A 21,561-nucleotide genomic window follows, 5' to 3' on the forward strand; every position below is an offset into this window, starting at 1 on the left:
GGTTACACCGAAAAATTACTGAAGTTGAATGGGCTGGCCAAAGGCGCCGCGACGGCTGTTTCGACCGCTGGCGCCGGCAGCGACTCGAGTTCCACGCCCAGCAGGGCAAGCAGCTGGGCGCGCACCTGCTGGAACTGGGGCTGCTGCGCGCTGCGCGGACGCGGCTGGGTAATCGCGATATCGGCGGCGATGCGGCCCTGGTCCAGCACCAGCACGCGGTCGGCCAGCAGCACGGCCTCATCGACGTCGTGCGTGACCAGCAGCACCGACGGCTTGTGCTGGCGCCACAGATCCAGGATCAGCTGGTGCATGCGGATGCGGGTCAGCGCATCAAGGGCGGCGAACGGTTCGTCGAGCAGCAGCAGTTGCGGTTCGCGCACCAGCGCCCTGGCCAATGCCACGCGCTGCGCTTCGCCGCCCGACAGCGTGGCCGGCCAGGCGTTTTCGCGGTGCGCCAGCCCCACTTCCTGCAAGGCCTGCCTGGCCCGTTCACGCGGCTGGGCGATATCGAGGCCCAGGGTGACATTGCGCCAGGCGCGCTTCCAAGGCATCAATCGCGGCTCCTGGAACACGGCGGCGCGCGCCGATGGCACGTCCAGGGTGCCGGAGCTGATCTGGTCCAGGCCTGCCAGCGCGCGCAGCAAGGTGGTCTTGCCCGAGCCGCTGCGGCCCAGCAGCGCGACGAATTCGCCGGGGCGAATATCGAGGTCCAGCTGATCGAGGATCACGTTGGCGCCGAAACGCTTGCTGACCTGGCGCGCCCGCACGGCGGCGCTGGCGGCTGGCGCCTCGGCGGTGCGCGGCGCGGCGGTCGCGCCGGCGGCGCGGGGACGGTCCAATTCCAGAGTAGTCATCTTCAATCCTTGATAAAAGTCGGGCGCCAGGCCAGCGCATGGTGTTCGATGGCGCGCACCAGGAAGTCGGTGGCCAGGCCCAGGAAGCTGTAGACCAGCAGGCAGACGACGATGATGTCGGTGCGCATGAAGTCGCGGGCGTTGTTGATCAGGTAGCCGAGACCCGCCGTGGCGTTGATCTGCTCGACGGCCACCAGCGAGAGCCAGCTGACGCCCAGCGAGTAGCGCAGGCCGACCAGGAAAGACGGCAAGGCGCCGGGCAGGATCACGTGCACGATCAGCTGCGGGTAGGAGAGGCCGAACAGGCGGGCCGCCTCGACCAGTTTCGAATCGATGCCGCGGATGCCGCTGTACAGGGTCAAATACATCGGGAAGGTGGTGGCAAACGCGATCAGCGCGATCTTGGTAAATTCGCCGATGCCGAACCACAGAATGAACAGCGGCACCAGCCCCAGGAACGGCAGGGTGCGCGCCATCTGCATGGGCGAATCGACCGCCACTTCGCCGCGCCGCGACAGGCCGGCGATCAAGGCCAGCGCCGTGCCCAGCGACAGCGAGACGGCCAGGCCGATCAGCACGCGGCGCAGCGACACGATCACATTGCTGCCGATTTCGCCGGACAGTATCAGCTCGCCCATGGTGGTCAATATCTGCGACGGCGCCGCCAGCACGCGCTCGGGCAGCACGCCGGTACGGGCGGCGATTTCCCAGGCGGCCAGGAGAATCAGCGGGCTGATGGCGCGTTCAAGGACGGCGGAAAAGAAGGGGCGCTTGCGGCTGGCCGCTACGGGTTCCTGCTGCGAGGCACTGCTGGCGGAGGTAGAAACTGACATCGGGCTTCCCTGTTCTGAAGTGGCGGCTGGCGTGATCCAGAGCCGATGAAATTCAGTATAGGGAGCAAATGATTATGACGAAACTAATTGTTTATTCTATTGATATATGATTTTTAAGAATAATGTGGGCAGCGGTTTATTCATCGACGGCGCAAAAAAGGCAGGGGTCACCCGACGGTGGAAGACGTCCCAGTGGGACGTCTTCCAATCGCGAAGCGACTGACCCCAGTTTTCCGCTGCGGGCCAATATGGCTAAACTACCCTCACCTTCCCCAAAGCAGGCGCCGGCGCCGCAAACGCCTCGGCCACCGCCTGCGCCACGAAATCGATCGCATGCTGCACCGGTCCCGGCAACTGCGCCTGGATCAGCCAGATATCGAGCAGCGGCTTGAAGTCGCTGACGTTGATGATGTCGAGCTGCGCCAGGTGGCGGCTGCGCTCCAGTATCGGCAGCGGCATCAGGCCCAGGCCCGCGCCGTTGGCCACCAGGCCCAGTTGCAGATCGGTGCCGAAGGTTTCCAGGTTCAGCTTGAACGACAGGCCCTGCTGCGCCAGGGTGCGCGCCAGGCCGGCGCGGAAACCGCAGCCGTCCGGGTTCAGCACCCAACCCACGTCGTACAGCTCGCGCAGCTTGTAGCTGCGGCGCGGCATGCTGCCCTTCTTCGCCACCACCACCAGTTCCAGCCGGCCCAGCGCGCGGCCGACCAGGCCTTCGGGCAGCACCTTGGTGGCCGGGAACAGCGCGACGGCCGCGTCGATCTCGGCGTTGGCCACCCGTTCCAGCAGCTGGGCGCCCCAGCCCGACGCCACTTCCGTGTGCAGGCCGGGAAAGGCGGCGTTCAGCCGTTGCAGGGTGTCGAGCAGCACCATGTCGCCCACGGTCTGGATCACGCCGATGCGAAACACGCCGGTGGGCGCCTGGTCGTTCTGCACCAGGTCGCGCAGCCGGTCCACTTCCAGCAGCACCTTGCTGCACTGCTCGAAGACCCGCTTGCCGGTGGCGTTCGGCCGTGGCGGCTTGACGCTGCGGTCGAGCAATTCGACGCCCAGGTCCTGCTCGAAATTCTGCACGCGCCGGGTAATCGCCGACTGCGTCAGGCGCAGCGACTCGGCCGCCGCGCTGACGGACTGGTTGCGCACGACGGCGACAAAGGCGCTGATGTCATCTATCTTCATGGGCATGCTGTTCCGGTAACCTCCAAAATGCCATCTTAACGCGCCCGCGGGCGCGCCGCCTAGAACGCATAGGAAGCGCGTACATAATAATAGCCTCCGTTGAAGCCCGTCTGCGAGGCGGCCGTGTCGTACTGGTACACGCCAAGATAGCGGCTGGCCAGCGGCACCTTGCTCGGATAGACGTCGAACAGATTGTTGGCGCCCAGGGCCAGCTGCAGCTTCTTGCTGACGGCGTAGCGCACTTCCAGGTCGGTCAGGGTGCGCGGCGCGTTTTCGATATGGTTGAACACCGACGTCGAATAAATGTTCGGCCCCGAATAAAAGGTCGCTTCGGTCGACGTCTTGCCATAGCGCGTGGCATGCAGACTGACGCCCCAAGGCCCCTGGCTCCACACGCCGCCAAGTATCACCTTGTTTTTCGGCGTCGAGGTGGTCAGATAGCCGGCCTGCTGGGCGTTCAGCAGCGGCCTGCCATTGGTGTCGACGGCCGTGCGCAGTATGGAGCTGGTATTGACGTTGCCACCCAGGTCCCAGTCTATGCGCCCCGCCCCCAGATTGGTGGTGTAGGTGGCCACCACGTCCACGCCCTGGGTGCGCGTGTCGACGCCATTGGCAAAATAGCTGGCGCTGACCGACGACAGGCCTGTCGGCAGGCTGATGCCGGCGGCCGTCAGGGCGTTGATGGCGGTGGCGCCCGTGTAGGTGCCGCCCTGGATGATGCGGTCGCGGATCTCGATGCGGTAGGCGTCGACCGTCAGGTTGAACCTGTCCCACGGCTGCGCCACCAGGCCCAGGTTGATGCTGCGCGACTTTTCCGGTTTCAATGCGCTGGCGCCCAGGCTGCGCGCAGCCACCGAATTGACGGCCAGCTGGCCGCCGGCCGTGGTCGGCGAGACCGCCAGGCTGGTGTAGTACTCCTGCGCCAGCGACGGCGCGCGAAAACCCGTGCTCAGCGTGCCGCGCAAGGCATAGCGTTCGCTGGCCTGGAAGCGCGCGGACAGCTTGGCATTGGTGGTGTTGCCGGCGTCGCTGTAGCGTTCATGGCGGGCCGCCAGCTCCGCTTCCCATTGCCGGCTCAATTTGGTCGACAGGTCGGCATAGGCGGCGGAGATGGTGCGGCCGTGCTTGCCCGCGCTGATGGCCGACAGGCCAGGCAGGGCCTGCGAACCGCTGCCGTACGACGATGCCGCGTCGCCGGCGCCCACGTCATAGGTCTCGCGCCGGTACTCGGCGCCCAGCGCCACCGACAAGGGTGCCGGCAGGCCGACGTCGAACGGACGCGCCACGTCCAGGTTCACGCCCCACTGGGTATTCTTGTAGCTGGCCAGGTGAAACGAGGTCGGGGTGGCGCCGGTGGCCGCATACAGGTCGGTATTGGCCGAGTCGCGCATGCCAATCTTGACGTTGTCCACGCCGTAGGTCCCGCTCAGATCCCAGCGCCAGCCGGCCAGCTGTTCGCCGCGCACGCCGGCCGTCAGCGAACCGTCCTGCTCGTTGCTGGTCTCGACCGGGCTGAAACCGTTCGGATACAGCTGCGGCAAGCGATTCGGCAGGCGGTAGTTCTGCACGCTTTCGCCATCCCGGTGCGCCACGCTGCCGAAGGCATACAGCTCGGTGGTGCCCAGCGCATAGCCGGCATTGACGCCGACGGCTTCGCGCCGGCTTTTCGGGTCACCCAAGGTGCGGTTGACCACGGTGCCGGTGCGCTCGTCCGGGCCGCTGCGCACGCTGTGGTCATGGCGCTTGGTTTCCGCGCTCAGGTGCACGAAACCGTCTTCGCCCAGCGGCAGGCCGATATCGGCCGAACTGCCCAGGGTAAAGCCGTCGCCCTTGTAGTACTGGCCGCTGTTGACAATCACATTGCCGCCCTGCGCCGACGATTTCAGTATCACGTTGATCACGCCGGCGATGGCGTCCGAGCCATACTGGGCGGCCGCGCCGTCGCGCAGCACCTCGATATGGTCGACGGCGCTGACGGGTATCAGGTCCAGGTCGACCGGCGTGGCGCCCTGCTGCGCGCCCGGATCGGCCGAGATATTGGCGGAGGTATGACGCCGCTTGCCGTTGATCAGCAGCAGCACATGGTTGGGACTGAGGCCGCGCAAGGTCAGCGCGCTGGTGAGATTGGCCGCATCTCCCGCCTGCGCCAGCCGGTTGACGGACGGCAGCAGCTTGACCAGCGCATCGCGCAAGTCGGTCTGCCCCGTGCGCTGCAAGTCCTTGGCGCTGATCACATCGATGGGACTGAGGCTTTCATCGGCCGAGCGGCGCGTGTCGCGCGTGCCGGTCACCACCACCACGCCCCCTTCCGCCGCGGCCAGGCTGGCGGCGGCATCGACGGCATCGGCGGCCAGCGACGCGCCGGCAGAAAAAGCGAGGAACAAGGCCAGGGGCAAGGCGCGTGGCTTGAGAGTGTGAATATTATTGTACATGGTCAGGGGCTTCATATCAGTTGCTGCGGGCGGCCTTGGCCGCTACCAGGTCGATCTCGACAAAGGCGCCGGGCAGCGGCAAGGCCACCACCTGCAAGGCCGTTCGGGCCGGCTTGGCCGGCTGCTCGGCGGTGCCGAAGAACTGGCCATAGGCGGCATTGAGGCCATTGAAATCGAGCTTGCCGTCCAGCTTGGGATCACCGACCAGGAACACGCGCAGCTGCACCACATCGGCAAAGATGAGGCCTTCCGCTTTCAGCGCCGCCTGCAGCTTGCGCAGTACCGACAGGGTTTGCGTCTGCGTGTCCCCGTAGGACTCGAACGAGCCTTTCGGCGCGGCGGCATTGGCCACGTCCGGCAGCACGCCGCTGAAATACACGGTGCTGGCCGTGGCCGGCACGGTGACAGCCACCGAGATCGGGAAGTTCGAATTCGGAATCGGCGTGCGCTTGATATCCTGCGCGCTGGTGGTGGCTGCAGCGGCCAGCAAGGCGGCGGCGGTCAGGTTGATGGCGGTTTTTTTCATGGTGGTCTCTCAGTGGGAAGAAAATTTAACTTGCGACGCGGGCGGCGATGGCCGCCACGGCGTGGTGGGCGGACAAGGCGGCACCCTCTTGCCAGGCGCCGATCTGGCTCAGGTATTCGCCGGCGAAATGGACGCGGCCATCGGGCTGGTTCAGCAGCACATAGGCCGGTTCGGCCGGCGTGGCCCAATGCACCCAGGAGCCCAGGCTGTACGGCACCTTGTGCCAGGCCACGCTGACGGGGCGCTGCAGCGCGGCGCCGCGCCCCGGATGGACGCGGTCGATCACCTGGCGCGAGGACGCGAATTGCGCCGCCAGCGGTTGATTGCTAAAGTCGCGCGCCGCCTGGCCGATGTTGTAGCAGCCGACCAGGGTGCCGGTGGGCTGGTGGAAGCCGCCGCTCGGATACCAGATCAGCGACGTCACATGCTTGACCACCGAGATGCCGCCGTAGATATGGCTGTCGGTTTCCCAGAAACGGGGCGCTTGCCAGGCGATCTTGCTGGCCGTGTCGTACTCGACCGAGCCGATCGCCTGCTGCACCTTGGCTGAGAAATTGGACGCCACCTTGGCCAGCACGGGCAGCGGAAAGGTGGTGATCGCGTAGTCGGCGCGCAAGGTCTCGAGCTTGCCGCTGGCGCGGTTGCGCACGGTGACGGCCACCCCATCGGCCTCGTTGTGGATGCGCGTGACTTCGGTGTTCAGGCGCAGTTCTTTTTGCAGCCGCTGGCTGAAGGCGGCCGGAATCTTGTCCATGCCGCCCACCGGCTGCAGCATGGTGGGCTGGAAGATCAGCAGCTCATCGAAAATCAGGGACGTCCACAGATCCGGGTCCAGCAGCTCGTCGAGCGACAAGGGATCGGGCCGCACGCCCACCTGTTCGGCCGCGCCGGGAAACACGGTATAGCCCGAGCGCTCGGTGCCCTTGAAGCTGTGATCCGGCGCCAGGTCGCCATAGACTTTCAAAAATTCCAGCAGGCGCTGGCGGTCCGCCACGCTCAGTTCGCGGTCCAGCGCGCCGGCGTCGGTGGCTTTCGCCAGCAGTTCCGAGATGCGGCCGCGCGCATCGTTGACGGCGCGCCGCAGCTGGATCGCCGGCTTGTTTTTCGCCGCATCCGGCAGAAAATAGGCGCTGCGGCTGGTATTGACTTCCGCTTCCAGCGCCACGCCGAACTCGCGGCAGTAGCCAAGGATGGTCTGGTGGTGGCTGGGCAGGCGCGCCGGCCCAGCGTTGAAGTACTGGCCCTTGTCAAAGCGGGCCGTCTGGCTGGAGCCGTCCGTGTAATCGATGCGCGTGCCGTCGCGGATGGTCCAGTTGCGCCCGCCCACCCGCTCGCGCGCTTCGACAAGCTGCACCTGGTAGCCGGCCTTGCGCAGTTCCCAGGCCGACACCAGGCCCGCGATGCCGGCGCCCAGCACCAGCACGCGCAAGCCTTTGCCGGAACCGGGCGGCGGCAGCACGGGCGCGGCGGCGGCCACCGCCACGCCGACGGCCCCCAGGCCCAGGGTAGTCATGGCCGCATGGGCAGCCGTATAGCCGCTGCTGGCGGCCAGTTGCATCAAAAAATGACGACGCGTCACACTCATTATCACTCCGCACAAGATGGGTTGAACTTCGGTCAACGCATCTTATGGTGGCAATGATTATGCTCAAACTAATTATTTTCTATATTAAAGTATGAATTTTATTTATAATTATTTCATCTTGTTTATGCGGAAAATGCATGTCTATCCTGCCTCGCCGGACTGCTACGGCTGGAACTCAAACTCTCAGGAAAAACCTGAGCATAAACTTGGTGATCATCTTCATTTGGCAATATTTGCGGCTTTAGTGGAGAACAGCCCCTCCTGCCGCATGGCACGGATGGCGTGGTCAAACCCCGCCACCAGCTGCGGCGTGGCGACGGCCTTGTTGAACATCAGGTAGCTCTGCGTGGTTTCGATCGGCGGGCCGCTGATTTTCACGCGCCGCACCGCCTGTAATTGTTTGAGAATTTCCACGCCCACGGCGCGGCTGCACACCACCGCCTCCATGCGGCCTGCCAGCAGCTTCCTGAAACTGGCTTCGTGGCTGCCACTGATTTCCAGCTTCTTGAACGTGCCCTGGCGGGCGGCCGCGTCAAAAATGGCGCCGTAGGAGGTGTTTGCCACCACGCCGATGGACGCCATGGCCAGCGCATTGAGGTCGCCGCGAAAGGCCAGCGGGGAGTCGCTGGAGACAAAGATCACATAGTCCTGGAACAGCACCGGCTCGCTGGAAAACAGGTATTTCGCTTCGCGCTCGGGCGTCTTCTTGACGGTGAACATGGCGCCCGCCTCGCCCGTTTCGATTTGCAGCAGCGCACGCGCCAGGGGCAGCAATTCGATGCTGGCGGGCTGCCCCATGCGGCGGAACGCCTCGCTCACCAGCTCGACCATGGGGCCGGACGGCTTGCCGCGTTCGTCGAGCGCCATGAACGGCGGATAGGGAAAGCCCACCACGTGCAGCGGCGCGTTGTCCGCTGGCTGGGCCCAGGCCTGCAGGCAGCTCAAGCCCAGGCTCGACATCAGCAGGATGGCACGCAAAAGCGACTTGGCAGGCATGGGCACTCCCCCGGTCAGCGGCAGGCGGTTACTCTTCCAGCCCTCCGCCCAGCGCCTTGTACAGGGCCACGGCCGACTTGAACTGGTCACGCCGCAAGTCTAGCAAAGTTTGCTGCGAAGCATATGACTGCCGTTGTGCGTCGAGCAGCTCCAGGCGGCTGTCCTGGCCGGCGCCGTAGCGCAGTTGCGACAGTATGCGCCGCTGTTCGGCGCTGGCCGCCACGCGCTGCTGCGCGGCGATCTGCTGCGCATAGGTCTGGCTGCCGGCCAGGCCATCGCGCACTTCGCGAAACGCGCCCTGTATCGCCTGCTCGTACTGCACCACCGCCACCTCGCTGCGGATCTGCGACAGGCGCAGCTCGGCGCGCAGCTGGCCGCCCTGGAACAGCGGCTGCGTGACCTGCGGCGCGAACGACCAGCTGCGCGCGCTGCCGCGAAACAGCTCGCCCACTTCCGGGCTGGCAAAGCCCAGCTGCGCCGTCAGCGACAAGCGGGGAAAGAAGGCGGCGCGCGCGGCGCCGATGTCCGCATTGGCCGCCACCAGCGCCTGTTCCGCCTGCTGGATGTCGGGCCGGCGCGCCAGCAGGTCCGACGGCACCCCGGCCGGCAGCTGCGTCAGCACGGGCTGGGCATCGAGCGCGCGCCCGGCCGGCAGGTCGCCAGGCAGCGGGCCGCCCAGCAGCAGCTCCAGGTTGTTGCGCGCCAGCTGGCGCGCCCGTTCGCGCGCCTGCAGGTCCGCTTCGGCCGTCGCCGCCTGCCCTTCGGCCTGCGCCAGATCGAGGCCGCTGCCCTGCCGCGCCGCGTGCAGGCGCTGCGTGATGCTCAGTGCCTGGCGCCAGTCGCGCAGGGTCGCTTGCGTCAGCTCCAGCTGTTCCGTGGCCAGCCTTTCCTCCAGATAGGCGTCGGCCACGGCGGCGATCAGGGCCATCTGCGCCGTGCGCCGGCCCTGTTCCGTGGCCAGGTAGCGCGCAAAGGCGGCGTCGGACAGGGAACGCAGGCGGCCGAACAGGTCGATCTCGAAGGCGCTCATGGCCACGCCCGCCGTGAACTGGTTTTGCGTTGCAGCCGTCATGCGCTGGCGCACGCCGCCGGCGCTGGCGCCGATGGCGGGAAAGCGCGCGCTGTCCTGGATCTGGTATTGGGCGCGCACGGCGTCCACGTTCAGCGCCGCCACGCGCAGGTCGCGGTTATTCAGCAAAGCCAGCTCCACCAGGCGCTGCAGACGCGCGTCGAGCAGCATCTGGCGCCAGCCCAGGTCCGCCGCATTGCCCTGGCCGGCGACGGCGCCGGCGTCATATGTGTCTGGCACCGGCAGCGCCGGCTTGACCAGCACTGGGGTCAGGCTGCAGGCCGACAAGGCGGCAGCCATCACGGCCATAGGTAATATAAAACGGCACCGCATCACGACTCTCCTTGTACTACATGGTTACTTTTTCTCCAGCGTTGCCCCAGCTTGTCCACCGCGCTCAGCACAACGACAAAGAACACGGGCACGAAGAAGACGGCCAGCACGGTGGCTGTGATCATGCCGCCAAAGACCCCCGTGCCGATCGCATGCTGGGTCTCGGCGCTGGCGCCGCTGGCCAGCATCAAAGGCACCACGCCCAGCGCAAAGGCGAGCGAGGTCATCAGGATGGGGCGCAGGCGCAGGCGCGCCGCTTCCACGGTGGCCTCCACCAGGCCCTTGCCCTGCGCCTGCAACTGGCGGGCGAATTCCACGATCAAAATGGCGTTCTTCGCCGACAGGCCGATAATCGTGATCATGCCGACCTTGAAGAACACATCGTTCGGCATGCCGCGCAGGGTCACCGCCAGCACCGCGCCCAACAGGCCCAGCGGCACCACCAGCATCACCGACAGCGGGATAGACCAGCTTTCATACAGGGCCGCCAGCACCAGGAACACCACCAGCATCGACAAGGCCATCAGCATCGGCGCCTGCGAAGCCGACTCTTTTTCCTGCAGCGACTGTCCGGTCCAGGCCAGCGCAAAGCCGGGCGGCAGCTGGCTCACCAGCCTTTCCATTTCCAGCATGGCGTCGCCGCTCGACACGCCAGGCGCGGCGCTGCCCGAAATGCGCGCCGCCGGATAACCCTGGAAGCGCACCAGCTGTAGCGGCGTTTCGCTCCACACGGGCCGCACCAGCTGGCCCAGCGCCACCATGCCACCGGCGCTGTTGCGGATGCGCAGCGCCAGCACATCGTTCAGCTGCATGCGCGACGGCGCATCGGCCTGGATGATCACCTGCTGCATGCGGCCCGCGTTCGGAAAATCGTTGACATAGGTGGAACCCATGGCCGCTGTCAGCATCTCGCTGACGGCGCCAAACGACACGCCCAGCGCTTCGGCCTTGGCGCGGTCGATCTCCAGTCGCACGCTGGCGCCCGGCGGCAGGCCGTCCGGATACACGCCGGCCACCTTGCCGCTTTGCGCGGCCAGGCCCAGCAACTGGTTCTGCGCGGCCTGCAGGGCGGCGATGCCCTGGTTGGCGCGGTCCTGCAGGCGCAACGAAAAGCCGGACGAATTGCCCAGTTCATCGATGGCGGGCGGCATCAGGCTCATGATCATGCCCTCCTTCGCGCTGGCCATCGCCATTTGCGCATGCAGCACTTCTTCCTGCGCGGTGGCGCCGTCGCGCTGCTTCCAGTCCTTCAGCATGGTGAACGCCAGCGCCGCGTTCGGTCCCGCACCGGAAAAGCTGAAGCCCAGCACGGACTGGTTGTTTTCAATCCCCGGGCGAGCCGCCACATGCCGCTCGAACTGCTTCACCACGTCCAGAGTGCGCTCCATGGTGGCATCCGACGGCAACTGCATCGAGGTGATGAAGTAGCCCTGGTCTTCTTCCGGCAGGAAGGCCGACGGCAGGCGCAGGAAGGCAAACGCCAGCGCGGCCAGCACACCGCCGTAGATCAGCATGGAGCGTCCGGCACGTTTCACCATCACCACCACGCCCTGTTCATAGCGCGCCGTCATGCGCTCGAACTGGCGGTCGAACCAGCGGAAAAAGCCTTTCTTTTCATGGTCGTGCGGGCCTATCGGTTTCAACATGGTGGCGCACAGGGCCGGCGTCAGGCTCAGCGCCAGGAAGGCCGAGAACAAAATCGATACCGCCATCGCCAGCGTGAACTGGCGGTAGATGGCGCCCACCGAGCCGCTGGCCAGCGCCATCGGAATAAAGACGGCCGTCAGCACCAGCGTGATGCCGACCACCGCGCCGGTGATCTCGCGCATCGCCTTCGACGTGGCCTCTTTCGGCGACAGGCCTTCGGTGGCCATCAGCCGCTCCACCGCCTCGACCACCACGATGGCGTCATCGACGATAATGCCGATCGCCAGCACCATGCCGAACATGGTCAGCACATTGACCGAATAACCGGCCAGCAGCATCACGGTAAAGGTGCCGAGCAAGGCGATCGGCGCGACGATGGCGGGGATCAGGGTGTAGCGTATCTTTTGCAGGAACAGATACATCACCAGGAACACCAGCACCATCGCCTCGATCAGCGTCATGACCACTTTTTCGATCGAGATTTTCACGAACGGCGCGGTGTCGAACGGCACCGAGTACTGCATCCCGGCCGGCATGGCCGGCGCCAGTTCGGCCATGCGCGCGCGGATGGCGCTGGCGGTCTGCACGGCGTTGGCGCCCGGCGACAGGCTGACGGCGGCGCCCGACGCGCCATGGCCGTTTTCGCGGATGCTGAAGTTGCTGCTTTGCGCCCCCAGCTCCACCCGCGCCACGTCGCCGATGGTCACCTTCGAGCCGTCGCGGTTGGCGCGCAGCACGATGGCGGCGAATTCCTGCGGCGTTTGCAACTGACCCTGCACGGTGAGCGGAATGGTCACGCGCTGGCCCTTGACGGCCGGCGAGTCGCCCAGGCGGCCCGGCGCGATCTGCGCGTTCTGCTGCGCCACGGCGGCCGTGATGTCGCCCATGGCGATGTCATAGGCGACCAGCTTGGCCGGATCGACCCAGATGCGCATCGCGCGCTCGGAGCCGAACAGCTGCACCTTGCCCACGCCGGGGATGCGGCGCAGTTCTTCCGTCACGTTGCGCGCCAGGTAGTCGCCCAGCGCCACTTCGTCGTAAGCACCGTTGGGGGCGTTCAGGCTGACGATCATCAGGAAACCCGAGGACGCCGATTCCACGCCCAGGCCGTTCTGGCGCACCGCTTGCGGCAGGCGCGGCTCGATCGCCTTCAAGCGGTTCTGCACGTCCACCTGCGCCAGCTCCGGATTGGTGCCCGGCTTGAAGGTGACGGTGATCGACGCCGAACCCGAGGTATCGGACGACGATTCGAAATACAGCAGGTTTTTCACGCCCGACAGTTCGCGCTCGATCAGGCCGATCACGGAGTCGTTCATGGTCTGCGGCGTGGCGCCGGGATAACTGGCGCTGATGCTGACGCTGGGCGGCGCCACCGAGGGAAAGCGCGCAATCGGCAATTGCGGTATGGCGATCAGTCCGAGCAGGACGATAAAGATCGCCACCACCCAGGCAAACACCGGGCGGTCGATAAAAAATTGAGGCATGTCTTGAGCTTTCAGTGAGCAATCATCATGGGGCCGGCGCGGCGGCGCGTTGCCAGGCTTGCGGCGTGGCGGCCACGCCCGGCTGCAGCCGTTCCTGGCCTTCGACCACCAGCGTCTCGCCCGCCTTCAGTCCTTTGGAAACCACATACTGATGGTCGATCACGTCGCCCACCTCGACCGGACGCAGGCTGGCCTTGTTGGCCCGGTCCAGCACCCAGGCCTGGGCCTGGCCGTCGCCGGCGCGCAGCACGGCCTGCTGCGGCACCAGCAAGCCATCAGGCACGCTGGCACGGGCGATGCGGGCGCGCACGAACATACCGGGCAACAGCGCGCGCTGCGGATTGTCGACCAGCACGCGGATGGTGGCGTCACCCGTGCCGGCGTCGATGCTGGTGCCGGAATACAGGATGCGGCCCGTCTGCGCGTAAGCTTTGCCGTCGGCGCCGAGGATGGTGACGGGCAGCTTGCCCTCCGCGTCGGCGCGGGCCATCAAGGCGGCCGCCGGCTGGCGCACGTCCACGTACACCTTGTCGATCTGCTCGATGCGCGCCATCGGCGCCGTGTCGGCGGTGCCCACCAGCGCGCCTTCGGTGACCAGTTCGGAACCGATGCGTCCGGCGATCGGCGCGTCGATGCTGGCGAAGGCCAGGTCCAGCCGGCGCCGCGCCAGGGCCGCGCGCGCCTGCGCCACGCTGGCGACGGCCTGCTCGCGCTGGGTCACGGCGTCGTCATAAGCCTGCCGGCTGATGGCGTCGGCCTCCATCAGCGGTTTCAAGCGCTCGGCCTGCACGCCGGCGCGGTTGGCGGTGGCGAGCGCGCTTTGCAGGGCGGCGGCGGCGGCATCGGCCTCCGCCTGGAACGGCGCCGCATTCAGCTGGAACAGCTTCTGGCCGGGCTTCACGTCGGCGCCCTGCTCGAACAGCCGGCGCAGCACGATGCCGCCCACTTGCGGGCGGATATCGGCCGTGCGGAAGGCGGCCACGCGGCCGGGCAATTCGTCGCTGAGCACCACCGGCGCGGCTTGCAGCTTGAGCACCGTCACCGACGGCGGCGGCGCGGCCGGTGGCGCTTCCTGGGGTTTGGAACAGGCGGCAAGGCCGAGCAAGGCGGCCGCGATGGCGAGCGTGGTTGTGTAGGGTCGGTTGGCGTGCATGGACTTTCTCTGTGGCGTATCCCGACCGGCGGTCCGGTCGACTGATACGCCAGCATAAAAGCGCCGCGTGGAAGTTTCGTCGAGGAAATGTGGAGATTCGATGGAGACCGTGAACGGTGCTAGACTGCGCGCATGAACCACCTGCCAGAACCCCTCTCTCCCCTTGTATTGATCGCCGAAGACGAGCCGCAGATCGCCCGCATCCTGGCTGGCTACCTCGGGCGCGACGGCTACCGCACGGCGTTCGCCCTTGATGGCCGCCAGGCGCTGGCGCAGCACCTGGCGCTCTCGCCCGACCTGCTGCTGCTCGACGTGCAGATGCCGCTGTGTGACGGCTGGGAAGTGCTGGCGCAGGTGCGCCGGCGCGGCGACACGCCCGTCATCATGCTGACCGCGCGCGACCAGGACGCCGACAAGCTGGCGGCCCTGCGCGTGGGCGCCGACGACTATATCGTCAAGCCCTTCAATCCGGCCGAAGTGGTGGCGCGGGTGGCGGCCGTGCTGCGCCGTTCGCGCGCGCGCCCGGCCGCCGTGCCGCCGGCGCGGCTGCGCTGCGGCCCGATCGAAATCGACCAGGAAAGCTATGCCGCCAGCGTGCTGCACGATGGCGTGGCCAGCGCCCTGAACCTGACCCTGACCGAATTTCGCCTGCTGGCCCACCTGGCGCGCACGCCGCGGCGCGTGTGCAGCCGGCTCGAACTGCTGGAAGCCTGCCTGCCCGAGGGCAATACCCTGGAACGCACGGTGGACAGCCATGTCAGCAAGCTGCGCAAGAAGCTCGAGGAAGCGGGCGTGGCCAATATGCCGGCCTGCCTGCGCGGCGTGGGCTACCGGCTGGAAGGCGAAGCCTGATGCGCCTGACGGGATTGAACCGGCAGATCGTGCTGTCGATGTCGGTGCTGATGGTGTGCGGCATCCTGCTGATCTGGATCGGCTCGTGGATCTTCTATGCGGTCGCCTTCAGGATCGATCCCGCCATGCTGTCCGAGCCCGACGACTGGTCGCCAACCTCCGTCGAATGGCTGTGGATACTGGCCATTACCATCTTCGGCCTGCTGCTGGCCGCGTTTTTTGCCGTCAAGCTGGCCGCGCGCATCCTCACGCCCATCAATTCCGTGATGGACAGCGTGCGCAGGGTCGCGCATGGCGACCTGGCCGCGCGCGCCATGGCCGGCGACCGCAGCCTGGGCGAGACGGCGATGCTGGTCGACGATTTCAACCGCATGGCCGAACGGCTGCAAAAGGGTGAGCAGGACATCCTGACCTGGAACGCGGCCATCGCGCACGAGCTGCGTACACCCGTGACCATCTTGCGCGGCACCTTGCAGGGCGTGGTCGACGGCGTGTTCAGGCCCGAAGAGGTGGAGTTCGGCAGCCTGCTGGCGCAGGTGGAAGGCCTGGGCCGCCTGATCGAAGACCTGCGCACCCTGAGCCTGGCCGACAGCGGCCAGATGCGGCTGCGCCTGGCCGCCACCGACCTGGAGCAGGAAATCGGCGACGTGGCGCGCGTGCTGGCGCCCGCACTGGCCGCTGCCGGCCTGCGGCTGCGGCTGGACCTGTGCGGGCAAGCCGTCGATTGCGACGCGGCCCGCATCGCGCAAGTGGTGCTGGCCCTGCTCGACAATGCGCGCCGCTACGCCGATCCCGGCCCGCTCGCGCTGCGCACCCGCCTCGACGGCGGCGATTACGTGCTGACGCTGGAAGACGCCGGCCCCGGCATGCCCGAGGAACTGGCGCGCCATGTCTTCGATGCCTTCCGGCGCGGCATCGGCGCGCGCGTGCAAGCGTCGAACGGCAGCGGGCTTGGGCTGGCGGTGGTCGACGCCATCGCCCGCGCGCATGGCGGCAGCGCGTCGTGCACGCGCAGCGCCGCGGGTGGCAGCCGCTTCACCGTTCGCTGGCCGGCCAAACCAGTGGCATAGACAACTGTTTGCGGCCTTGCACTTGAAATGGCCGAATCCGCTATCATTTCCAGTCTGAACAATTTATTGGAAAAGGATTCCCATGAGCGATTTGCTGCAAGACCTGCAATGGCGTTACGCCACCAAAAAGATGGACCCGTCGAAAGCGGTGCCACAGGAGAAAGTTGACCGCATCGTGGAAGCCGTGCGCCTGACGGCCAGCTCCAGCGGCCTGCAGCCGTATGAAGTGTTCGTCGTCACCAACCCGGACCTGCGCGCGCAGATCAAGCCGCATGCATGGAACCAAGCGCAAGTGACCGATTGCTCGCACCTGCTGGTATTTGCCGCCTGGGACAATTACACCGTGGAACGCATCAACCACATGTTTGACCTGGTCAATACCGTACGCGGCTTCAAGAACGAAGGCTGGGAAGCCTACCGCCAGCAGATCCTGGCCACCTACCCGCAGCGCGACGCGGAAACCAATTACCAGCACGCTGCCCGCCAGGCCTATATCGGCGTGGGCACGGCCCTGATCGCCGCAGCGCAGGAAAAAGTCGATTCGGTGCCGATGGAAGGTTTTGATCCGGCCAAGGTCGACGAGATCCTGGGCTTGAGCGCGCGCGGCCTGCGTTCGGTGGTGATCCTGCCGCTCGGTTACCGCGCCGGCGAAGGCGACTGGCTGCAGAACCTGGAAAAAGTACGCCGTCCGCAAGACGAGTTCGTCACCGAAGTGGCGTAAGCATCATCCTGCCCTGCTGAAAAGCGGATGCTGTCCTGGGGCGGCATCCGCTTTTTTCATGCCTGGCCGATTTACCCCCCATATGCGCAACAGATTATGGTATGCGCCCGTCAGGCCCAGTACGGCCGGCGACGGCGCACCCGTTCGCCTGATCATCGAAGTACGCGACCAGGGCCCCGGCCATTCCCGAAGCCCTGGTGGCGCACGCCATGGAACCGTTCTACCGCGTCGAATCGTCGCGCAATGCGGGCACCGGCGGCCACGGCCTGGTGGCGACCCTGTTCCTGCCGCGCGGGGCTGCCCTATCGCAAGCCCATGGCCTGAGGTAAGATGAGGCTGTCATGGACCAACAGTAACTTACTCTTCCGCCCCTGGCGCTCATCCGATCTCCCATGGCACCACAGACCTATATCCTATTTTCCCTGGCGGCAGACGCCATCCTGATCGCCATCCTGTTGTTCCTGTGGGCCAGGCAGCGCAGCGAATGGCATGCGCTGCTGTGGGCCTGCGGCCAGCTGTCGCTCAGCCTCGGTTCGGCCAGCTGGATACTCGGCGAGCGCTCATCGATGCACTATCTGTTCGCGGCACTGAGCTTGTGCGGCGCCGTGGCCGGCTTCGTCGCTGGCACCGAATATTTTCTCGGCCATCTGCGCCGGCGCCATCTGCGTCCGCTCATGCTGGCATGCGGCCTGGGCGTCATGGGCCTGTATGGCTTTTGGGACGGCCACCCGCTGCGCGCGCAATGGATGACGGCCGCCGGGCTGGGCTCGGCGATGGTGTGGTCGGGCCTGAGGTTGGGCTTGCATCGCAACCGCTATCGTTTCCTGGGCATGGTGCTGATCGTGCGCGGCCTCTACAACCTGGCCAACTCGCTGGACTGGATACCCGCCGACTACCAATCCTGGTTCATATATTCGATCGCCATCAAGACCATCTCGATGCTGTGCCTGGTTCATGCGGTACAGGAAAAAATCCGCCACCGCTATGTGCACACCATCGACAGCCTCAGCAGCGGCTTCCTGATCCACGATCGCGGCGGCCATATCCAGGTGGCCAATGAACCCTGCGCCACGCTGCTGGGCCGGGTGCACGCCGCCGCCCTGATCGGCACGCACGTGGCCGACCACCGGCTGTTCGCCTCGCGCCATGAGGCGGCCGCGTACTTCCGCCGTTTCGAAGCGGCGCAAGGCGCTTATCCGTTTATCGAAACGGCCACCATCGCCCTGGCCGGCGGCCATGCCTTGCCGCTGGAAATGATCGCCTCGCCGTATATCGAGAGCGGCCAGCTGTATTGCATGGTGCAGCTGTTCGACATCAGCGAGCGGCAAAAAAAAGATGCCCTGCTGCACCGCGCGGCCCACCATGATCCGGTGACGGACCTGTTCAACCGCCACGGCCTGCTGCAGGAGCTGGAGCGCTGTGTGCAACAGGCCCGGCAGGCGGGCGGCGAGTGCGCGCTGTTCTTCATCGACCTGGACCGATTCAAGCGCATCAACGATACTTTCGGCCATGAAACCGGCGACCGGCTGCTGTGCCAGTTCGCGCAGCGCCTGCAGGGCGTGTTACCAAAGCAGGCCTTCGTGGCGCGCTTCGGCGGCGATGAATTCATTATCGTGCTGCCCGGCGCCGCCGTCGCCATGGCGCGCGTGGTCGGCCAGCGCATCCTCGACGCCCTGGCGGCGCCGTTCAGCTTGCCGCTGCAGGCGCTGTCGGTCTCGGCCAGCATCGGCGTGGCCTGCCATCCGCAGCATGGCGCCAGCGCCGACGCGCTGATACGCAATGCCGATATCGCCATGTACGAGGCAAAAAAGGCGGGCCGCGGCCACCTGCGCTTGTTTGACGACGGCATGACGGCGCACGCCAGGGAGGCCCTGACGATTGACGGCGCGCTGCGTTCGGCCATCGTCGCAAACGAACTGCAGCTGGTCTACCAGCCCATCGTCACGGCCGATGGCCGGCAGCTGCGCAAGGTCGAGGCGCTGCTGCGCTGGCACAGCGCGCAGCTGGGCATGGTGCCGCCCGACCGCTTCATTCCGGTGGCGGAAGACAGCGAGCTGATCGTGGAACTGGGCCACTGGGTGCTGCAGGCGGCGTGCCGCCAGCTGGCGCAGTGGCAGGGCGAGCTGGGCGACCTGATCGTCAGCATCAATGTCTCGGCGAAGCAACTGCTCGACCCGGGCTTCACCGACCAGGTCCGGCGCGCGCTCGATGCGCACGGCCTGCCGGCGCGGCGTCTGGAGCTGGAACTGACCGAGCGCGTGCTGCTCGACGATACCGACCGGGTGCAAGTGGCGCTGTCGCGCCTGAGCGCACTGGGCGTGAGCCTGTCGCTGGACGACTTCGGCACCGGCTATTCCTCGCTGGCCTACCTGGCCCGCTTCCGGCTCGACACGCTGAAGATCGACCGCTCCTTCGTGCTGCAGATCGAGCACAACGAACGCGGCCGCAGCCTGGCCGCCACCATCGTCGCCATGGGCGCCAGCCTGGGCATGGAAGTGGTGGCCGAAGGCGTGGAAACCGCCGGGCAGGCCGCCATCCTGCAGGCGATGGGCTGCCACTATCTGCAGGGCTACCATATCGCCCGGCCGATGGCGGCGCAGGCGCTGGTGCAATCCATCGCTTTGCAAGCCCTCGGCTTTCCTGAGGGGGCGGCTCCGGATTGACGAATTGCCCGCCATCGGGCAGTCGCGTAAGGTGGGCCATCTTTCCGATGGATACCTCATGCAAACTTCTACCGTGCTACCGGCCGCGCGCGGCGCGCTGGCCGCCTTGTCGCTGGCCACGCTGCTGCCGGCGCTGGGCGCCAGCATCGCCAATATCGGCGTGCCGGCGATCGCCGCCAGCCTGCAGGCGCCTTTCAGCCAGGTGCAGTGGGTGGTGCTGGCCTACCTGCTGGCCGTGACCGCCCTGTCCGTCAACGCCGGCCGCCTGGGCGACCGGCTGGGCCGGCGCCGTTTGCTGCTGGCGGGCATCGCCGTGTTCGCCATGGCCTCGCTGCTGTGCGCGCTGGCGCCCAACTTGCCGCTGCTGGTGGCCGCGCGCATCGCGCAGGGCGCCGGCGCGGCCGTCATGCTGGCGCTGGCCATGGCGATGGCGGCCGGCGCCGTCAGCCAGCGGCGTGCGGGCAGCGCGATGGGACTGCTGGGCAGCATGTCGGCCCTGGGCACCACCTTGGGGCCGGCGCTGGGCGGCCTGCTGCTGGCCCGTTACGGCTGGCCATCGCTGTTCCTGGTCAATCTTCCGCTGGCCGGCCTGGCGCTGCTGCTGGCGTGGCGCTACCTGCCCGAAGGCCGGCAAGCGCCGGGCTTGCCGCCGCCGCGCCTGGCCCTGCGCACCGCACCCGCGCTGGCTGCGGGCCTGCTCGCCAGCGCGCTGGTCTCGGCCGTCATGATGACGACGCTGGTGGTGGGGCCGTTCTACCTGGCGCGCGGCCTGCAGCTGGACAGCGCCGTGAGCGGGCTGGTGCTAGCGCTGGGGCCGCTGGCCGCCGCCCTGTGCGGCGTGCCGGCCGGGCGCCTGGTCGACCGCCATGGCGCGCAGCGCATGCTCAAGGCCGGCTTGCTGTGCGCGGCGCTGGCCTGCCTGGCGCTGGCGCTGCTGCCGGCCAGCCTGGGCGTGGCCGCGTATGCCTTGCCGCTGGTGCTGCTGACGGCGGGCTACGCGCTGTTCCAGGCGGCCAACAACACGGCCATGATGACGGGCGTGGCGCCGGGCCGGCGCGGCGGCGTGGCCGGCTGGATGAGCCTGTCGCGCAACCTGGGACTGGTGGCGGGCGCCTCCCTGATGGCAGGCGTGTTCACCCTGGCGACGGGCGGCGACGTGACGACGGCGCCGGGCGATGCCGTCGCGCGCGGCATGCACGCCGCGTTTGCGGTGGCGGCCGTCGTGCTGATCGTCGCGCTGGCGATCGCACGGCGCGGCAAATGACGCTACCATGGACGCATGGATATCCTGCACCTGAAAACCTTTGCCTGCGTGGCGCGCGAAGGCAGCATCACGCGCGCCGCCGAACGCCTGTTCCTGAGCCAGCCCGCCGTCAGCGCCCACATCAAGGGCATGGAGGAATACCTGGGCCTGGCCCTGTTCGACCGCACCGCGCGCGGCATGCGCCTGACGGCTCACGGCCAGCGCATCCTGGCCATGGCCGAGCACACCATCGCCAGCCACCGCGCGCTGATCGATGAAGCGGCCATGCTGAAAGGCCGGCTGGCCGGCCGGTTGCGCATCGGCGTCGGCGGGCAATCGGACACGGCGCTGATCGGCAGGCTGCTGCGGCGCTTCGCCGAACAGCATCCGGAGGTGGAAGTGTCGCTGGAATACGGCAGCTCCGGCGCCACCCTGGCCGCCATCCGCAGCGGCGTGCTGGACGCCGGCTTCTACAACGAAGCAGGCACGCCGGGCGACGACCTGGCCACGCGCGAAATGGCGCGCTTTCCCATCTACCTGGCCGCGCCGGCCGGCATGGTCGACCCGCGCGCACCGCTGGACTGGGCCGCCCTGGGCGAACTGCCGTGGATCTTCGCGCCGGCCAGCCTGTGCTGCGGCGGTGCCGCCGAGCAGCTGTTCCAGGCCCACCGGTTCCGCCCGCGCCGCATCATCAGCATCGACCGCGAAAGCGTGATGCGCCCGATGCTGGCGCAGCGCCTGGGCATCGGCCTGCTGCATGGCGACACGGCGCTCGACGCGCAGCGCCTGGGCGAAGTCGACCTGCTGTGCGTGGCCCATCCGGCCGTCAGCCAGCTGTTCGCCCACCTGGCCAGCCGCGCGCAAGAGCCGCTGTTCGGCGCCATCCACGCGGCACTGGGCGCAGCGCATCCCTGATTGCCGCAA

The 21,561-nt window shown here is 67.0% G+C and carries 17 protein-coding genes; 6 read left to right on the forward strand and 11 right to left on the reverse strand.

All coding sequences use genetic code 11. From position 1 onward, the window contains the following. Positions 1 to 2: 2 nt before the first annotated feature. The 10 genes from ACP7B7_RS07790 to ACP7B7_RS07835 form a co-directional block, all read right to left on the reverse strand. A complete protein-coding gene (locus ACP7B7_RS07790) occupies positions 3 to 854 on the reverse strand; it encodes an ABC transporter ATP-binding protein (RefSeq protein ID WP_426076270.1) in 852 nt (283 codons plus the stop codon). 2 nt (positions 855 to 856) lie between these two features. Next, the gene (locus ACP7B7_RS07795; RefSeq protein WP_426076271.1) at positions 857 to 1,687 is read right to left on the reverse strand and encodes an ABC transporter permease; all 831 of its coding nucleotides are present in this window, start codon (positions 1,685 to 1,687) and stop codon (positions 857 to 859) included. A gap of 252 nt (positions 1,688 to 1,939) precedes the next feature. Next, positions 1,940 to 2,863: a LysR family transcriptional regulator gene (locus tag ACP7B7_RS07800; RefSeq protein WP_426076393.1), complete on the reverse strand. Its 924-nt coding sequence runs from the start codon at positions 2,861 to 2,863 to the stop codon at positions 1,940 to 1,942. Between the two features lie 59 nt (positions 2,864 to 2,922). Further along, the gene (locus tag ACP7B7_RS07805) at positions 2,923 to 5,295 is read right to left on the reverse strand and encodes a TonB-dependent receptor plug domain-containing protein (RefSeq protein ID WP_426076272.1); all 2,373 of its coding nucleotides are present in this window, start codon (positions 5,293 to 5,295) and stop codon (positions 2,923 to 2,925) included. A 16-nt stretch (positions 5,296 to 5,311) separates the two neighbouring features. Next, positions 5,312 to 5,821 carry a RidA family protein gene (locus ACP7B7_RS07810; protein WP_308920824.1) on the reverse strand — a complete coding sequence of 170 codons (510 nt, stop codon included), beginning with the start codon at positions 5,819 to 5,821 and terminating at the stop codon, positions 5,312 to 5,314. 25 nt (positions 5,822 to 5,846) lie between these two features. After that, positions 5,847 to 7,406, reverse strand: a complete 1,560-nt coding sequence (locus ACP7B7_RS07815; protein ID WP_426076273.1) for a flavin monoamine oxidase family protein — start codon at positions 7,404 to 7,406, stop codon at positions 5,847 to 5,849. 219 nt (positions 7,407 to 7,625) lie between these two features. Beyond that, entirely contained in the window at positions 7,626 to 8,402 is a 777-nt protein-coding gene (locus tag ACP7B7_RS07820; protein ID WP_426076274.1) for a substrate-binding periplasmic protein, read from the reverse strand. Between the two features lie 28 nt (positions 8,403 to 8,430). Further along, complete coding sequence (locus ACP7B7_RS07825) at positions 8,431 to 9,804, reverse strand: efflux transporter outer membrane subunit (protein ID WP_426076275.1); 1,374 nt, start codon at positions 9,802 to 9,804, stop codon at positions 8,431 to 8,433. Then, on the reverse strand, positions 9,804 to 12,935 hold the full coding sequence (locus tag ACP7B7_RS07830) for a multidrug efflux RND transporter permease subunit (protein WP_426076276.1): 3,132 nt from the start codon (positions 12,933 to 12,935) through the stop codon (positions 9,804 to 9,806). Before ACP7B7_RS07830 ends, ACP7B7_RS07825 begins: the two co-directional genes overlap by 1 nt. Positions 12,936 to 12,960: 25 nt before the next feature. After that, entirely contained in the window at positions 12,961 to 14,088 is a 1,128-nt protein-coding gene (locus ACP7B7_RS07835; protein WP_426076277.1) for an efflux RND transporter periplasmic adaptor subunit, read from the reverse strand. A 132-nt stretch (positions 14,089 to 14,220) separates the two neighbouring features. Here ACP7B7_RS07835 and ACP7B7_RS07840 point away from each other — a divergent pair, with 132 nt between their 5' ends. From ACP7B7_RS07840 to ACP7B7_RS07850, 3 genes are all read left to right on the forward strand, one after another. Then, the gene (locus ACP7B7_RS07840; RefSeq protein WP_426076278.1) at positions 14,221 to 14,940 is read left to right on the forward strand and encodes a response regulator; all 720 of its coding nucleotides are present in this window, start codon (positions 14,221 to 14,223) and stop codon (positions 14,938 to 14,940) included. Next, positions 14,940 to 16,010 carry an ATP-binding protein gene (locus ACP7B7_RS07845; RefSeq protein WP_426076279.1) on the forward strand — a complete coding sequence of 357 codons (1,071 nt, stop codon included), beginning with the start codon at positions 14,940 to 14,942 and terminating at the stop codon, positions 16,008 to 16,010. The genes ACP7B7_RS07840 and ACP7B7_RS07845 overlap by 1 nt, the downstream gene beginning before the upstream one ends. Positions 16,011 to 16,092: 82 nt before the next feature. After that, entirely contained in the window at positions 16,093 to 16,731 is a 639-nt protein-coding gene (locus ACP7B7_RS07850) for an NAD(P)H-dependent oxidoreductase (protein ID WP_426076280.1), read from the forward strand. Between the two features lie 3 nt (positions 16,732 to 16,734). Here the strand turns inward: ACP7B7_RS07850 and ACP7B7_RS07855 are convergent, their stop codons facing one another. After that, positions 16,735 to 16,887: a hypothetical protein gene (locus ACP7B7_RS07855; RefSeq protein ID WP_426076281.1), complete on the reverse strand. Its 153-nt coding sequence runs from the start codon at positions 16,885 to 16,887 to the stop codon at positions 16,735 to 16,737. A 236-nt stretch (positions 16,888 to 17,123) separates the two neighbouring features. On the opposite strand from ACP7B7_RS07855, the gene ACP7B7_RS07860 reads away from it, so the two are divergent. The 3 genes from ACP7B7_RS07860 to ACP7B7_RS07870 are packed head-to-tail and all read left to right on the forward strand — an operon-like array spanning position 17,124 to position 21,552. Continuing rightward, the gene (locus ACP7B7_RS07860) at positions 17,124 to 19,394 is read left to right on the forward strand and encodes a putative bifunctional diguanylate cyclase/phosphodiesterase (RefSeq protein ID WP_426076282.1); all 2,271 of its coding nucleotides are present in this window, start codon (positions 17,124 to 17,126) and stop codon (positions 19,392 to 19,394) included. A gap of 58 nt (positions 19,395 to 19,452) precedes the next feature. Next, positions 19,453 to 20,658: an MFS transporter gene (locus ACP7B7_RS07865; protein ID WP_426076283.1), complete on the forward strand. Its 1,206-nt coding sequence runs from the start codon at positions 19,453 to 19,455 to the stop codon at positions 20,656 to 20,658. A gap of 15 nt (positions 20,659 to 20,673) precedes the next feature. Beyond that, complete coding sequence (locus ACP7B7_RS07870; RefSeq protein WP_426076284.1) at positions 20,674 to 21,552, forward strand: LysR family transcriptional regulator; 879 nt, start codon at positions 20,674 to 20,676, stop codon at positions 21,550 to 21,552. Positions 21,553 to 21,561: the final 9 nt, after the last annotated feature.

The organism is Janthinobacterium sp. PSPC3-1 (genome assembly GCF_049896105.1).
Classification (GTDB): Bacteria; Pseudomonadota; Gammaproteobacteria; order Burkholderiales; family Burkholderiaceae_D; genus Janthinobacterium.

Bases quoted from the DNA above. Each gene is read 5' to 3' on its own strand.
- ACP7B7_RS07790 (WP_426076270.1), bottom strand. From the start codon at position 854: ATGACTACTCTGGAATTGGACCGTCCCCGCGCCGCCGGCGCGACCGCC.
- ACP7B7_RS07795 (WP_426076271.1), bottom strand. From the start codon at position 1,687: ATGTCAGTTTCTACCTCCGCCAGCAGTGCCTCGCAGCAGGAACCCGTA.
- ACP7B7_RS07800 (WP_426076393.1), bottom strand. From the start codon at position 2,863: ATGAAGATAGATGACATCAGCGCCTTTGTCGCCGTCGTGCGCAACCAG.
- ACP7B7_RS07805 (WP_426076272.1), bottom strand. From the start codon at position 5,295: ATGTACAATAATATTCACACTCTCAAGCCACGCGCCTTGCCCCTGGCC.
- ACP7B7_RS07810 (WP_308920824.1), bottom strand. From the start codon at position 5,821: ATGAAAAAAACCGCCATCAACCTGACCGCCGCCGCCTTGCTGGCCGCT.
- ACP7B7_RS07815 (WP_426076273.1), bottom strand. From the start codon at position 7,406: ATGAGTGTGACGCGTCGTCATTTTTTGATGCAACTGGCCGCCAGCAGC.
- ACP7B7_RS07820 (WP_426076274.1), bottom strand. From the start codon at position 8,402: ATGCCTGCCAAGTCGCTTTTGCGTGCCATCCTGCTGATGTCGAGCCTG.
- ACP7B7_RS07825 (WP_426076275.1), bottom strand. From the start codon at position 9,804: ATGCGGTGCCGTTTTATATTACCTATGGCCGTGATGGCTGCCGCCTTG.
- ACP7B7_RS07830 (WP_426076276.1), bottom strand. From the start codon at position 12,935: ATGCCTCAATTTTTTATCGACCGCCCGGTGTTTGCCTGGGTGGTGGCG.
- ACP7B7_RS07835 (WP_426076277.1), bottom strand. From the start codon at position 14,088: ATGCACGCCAACCGACCCTACACAACCACGCTCGCCATCGCGGCCGCC.
- ACP7B7_RS07840 (WP_426076278.1), top strand. From the start codon at position 14,221: ATGAACCACCTGCCAGAACCCCTCTCTCCCCTTGTATTGATCGCCGAA.
- ACP7B7_RS07845 (WP_426076279.1), top strand. From the start codon at position 14,940: ATGCGCCTGACGGGATTGAACCGGCAGATCGTGCTGTCGATGTCGGTG.
- ACP7B7_RS07850 (WP_426076280.1), top strand. From the start codon at position 16,093: ATGAGCGATTTGCTGCAAGACCTGCAATGGCGTTACGCCACCAAAAAG.
- ACP7B7_RS07855 (WP_426076281.1), bottom strand. From the start codon at position 16,887: ATGATCAGGCGAACGGGTGCGCCGTCGCCGGCCGTACTGGGCCTGACG.
- ACP7B7_RS07860 (WP_426076282.1), top strand. From the start codon at position 17,124: ATGGCACCACAGACCTATATCCTATTTTCCCTGGCGGCAGACGCCATC.
- ACP7B7_RS07865 (WP_426076283.1), top strand. From the start codon at position 19,453: ATGCAAACTTCTACCGTGCTACCGGCCGCGCGCGGCGCGCTGGCCGCC.
- ACP7B7_RS07870 (WP_426076284.1), top strand. From the start codon at position 20,674: ATGGATATCCTGCACCTGAAAACCTTTGCCTGCGTGGCGCGCGAAGGC.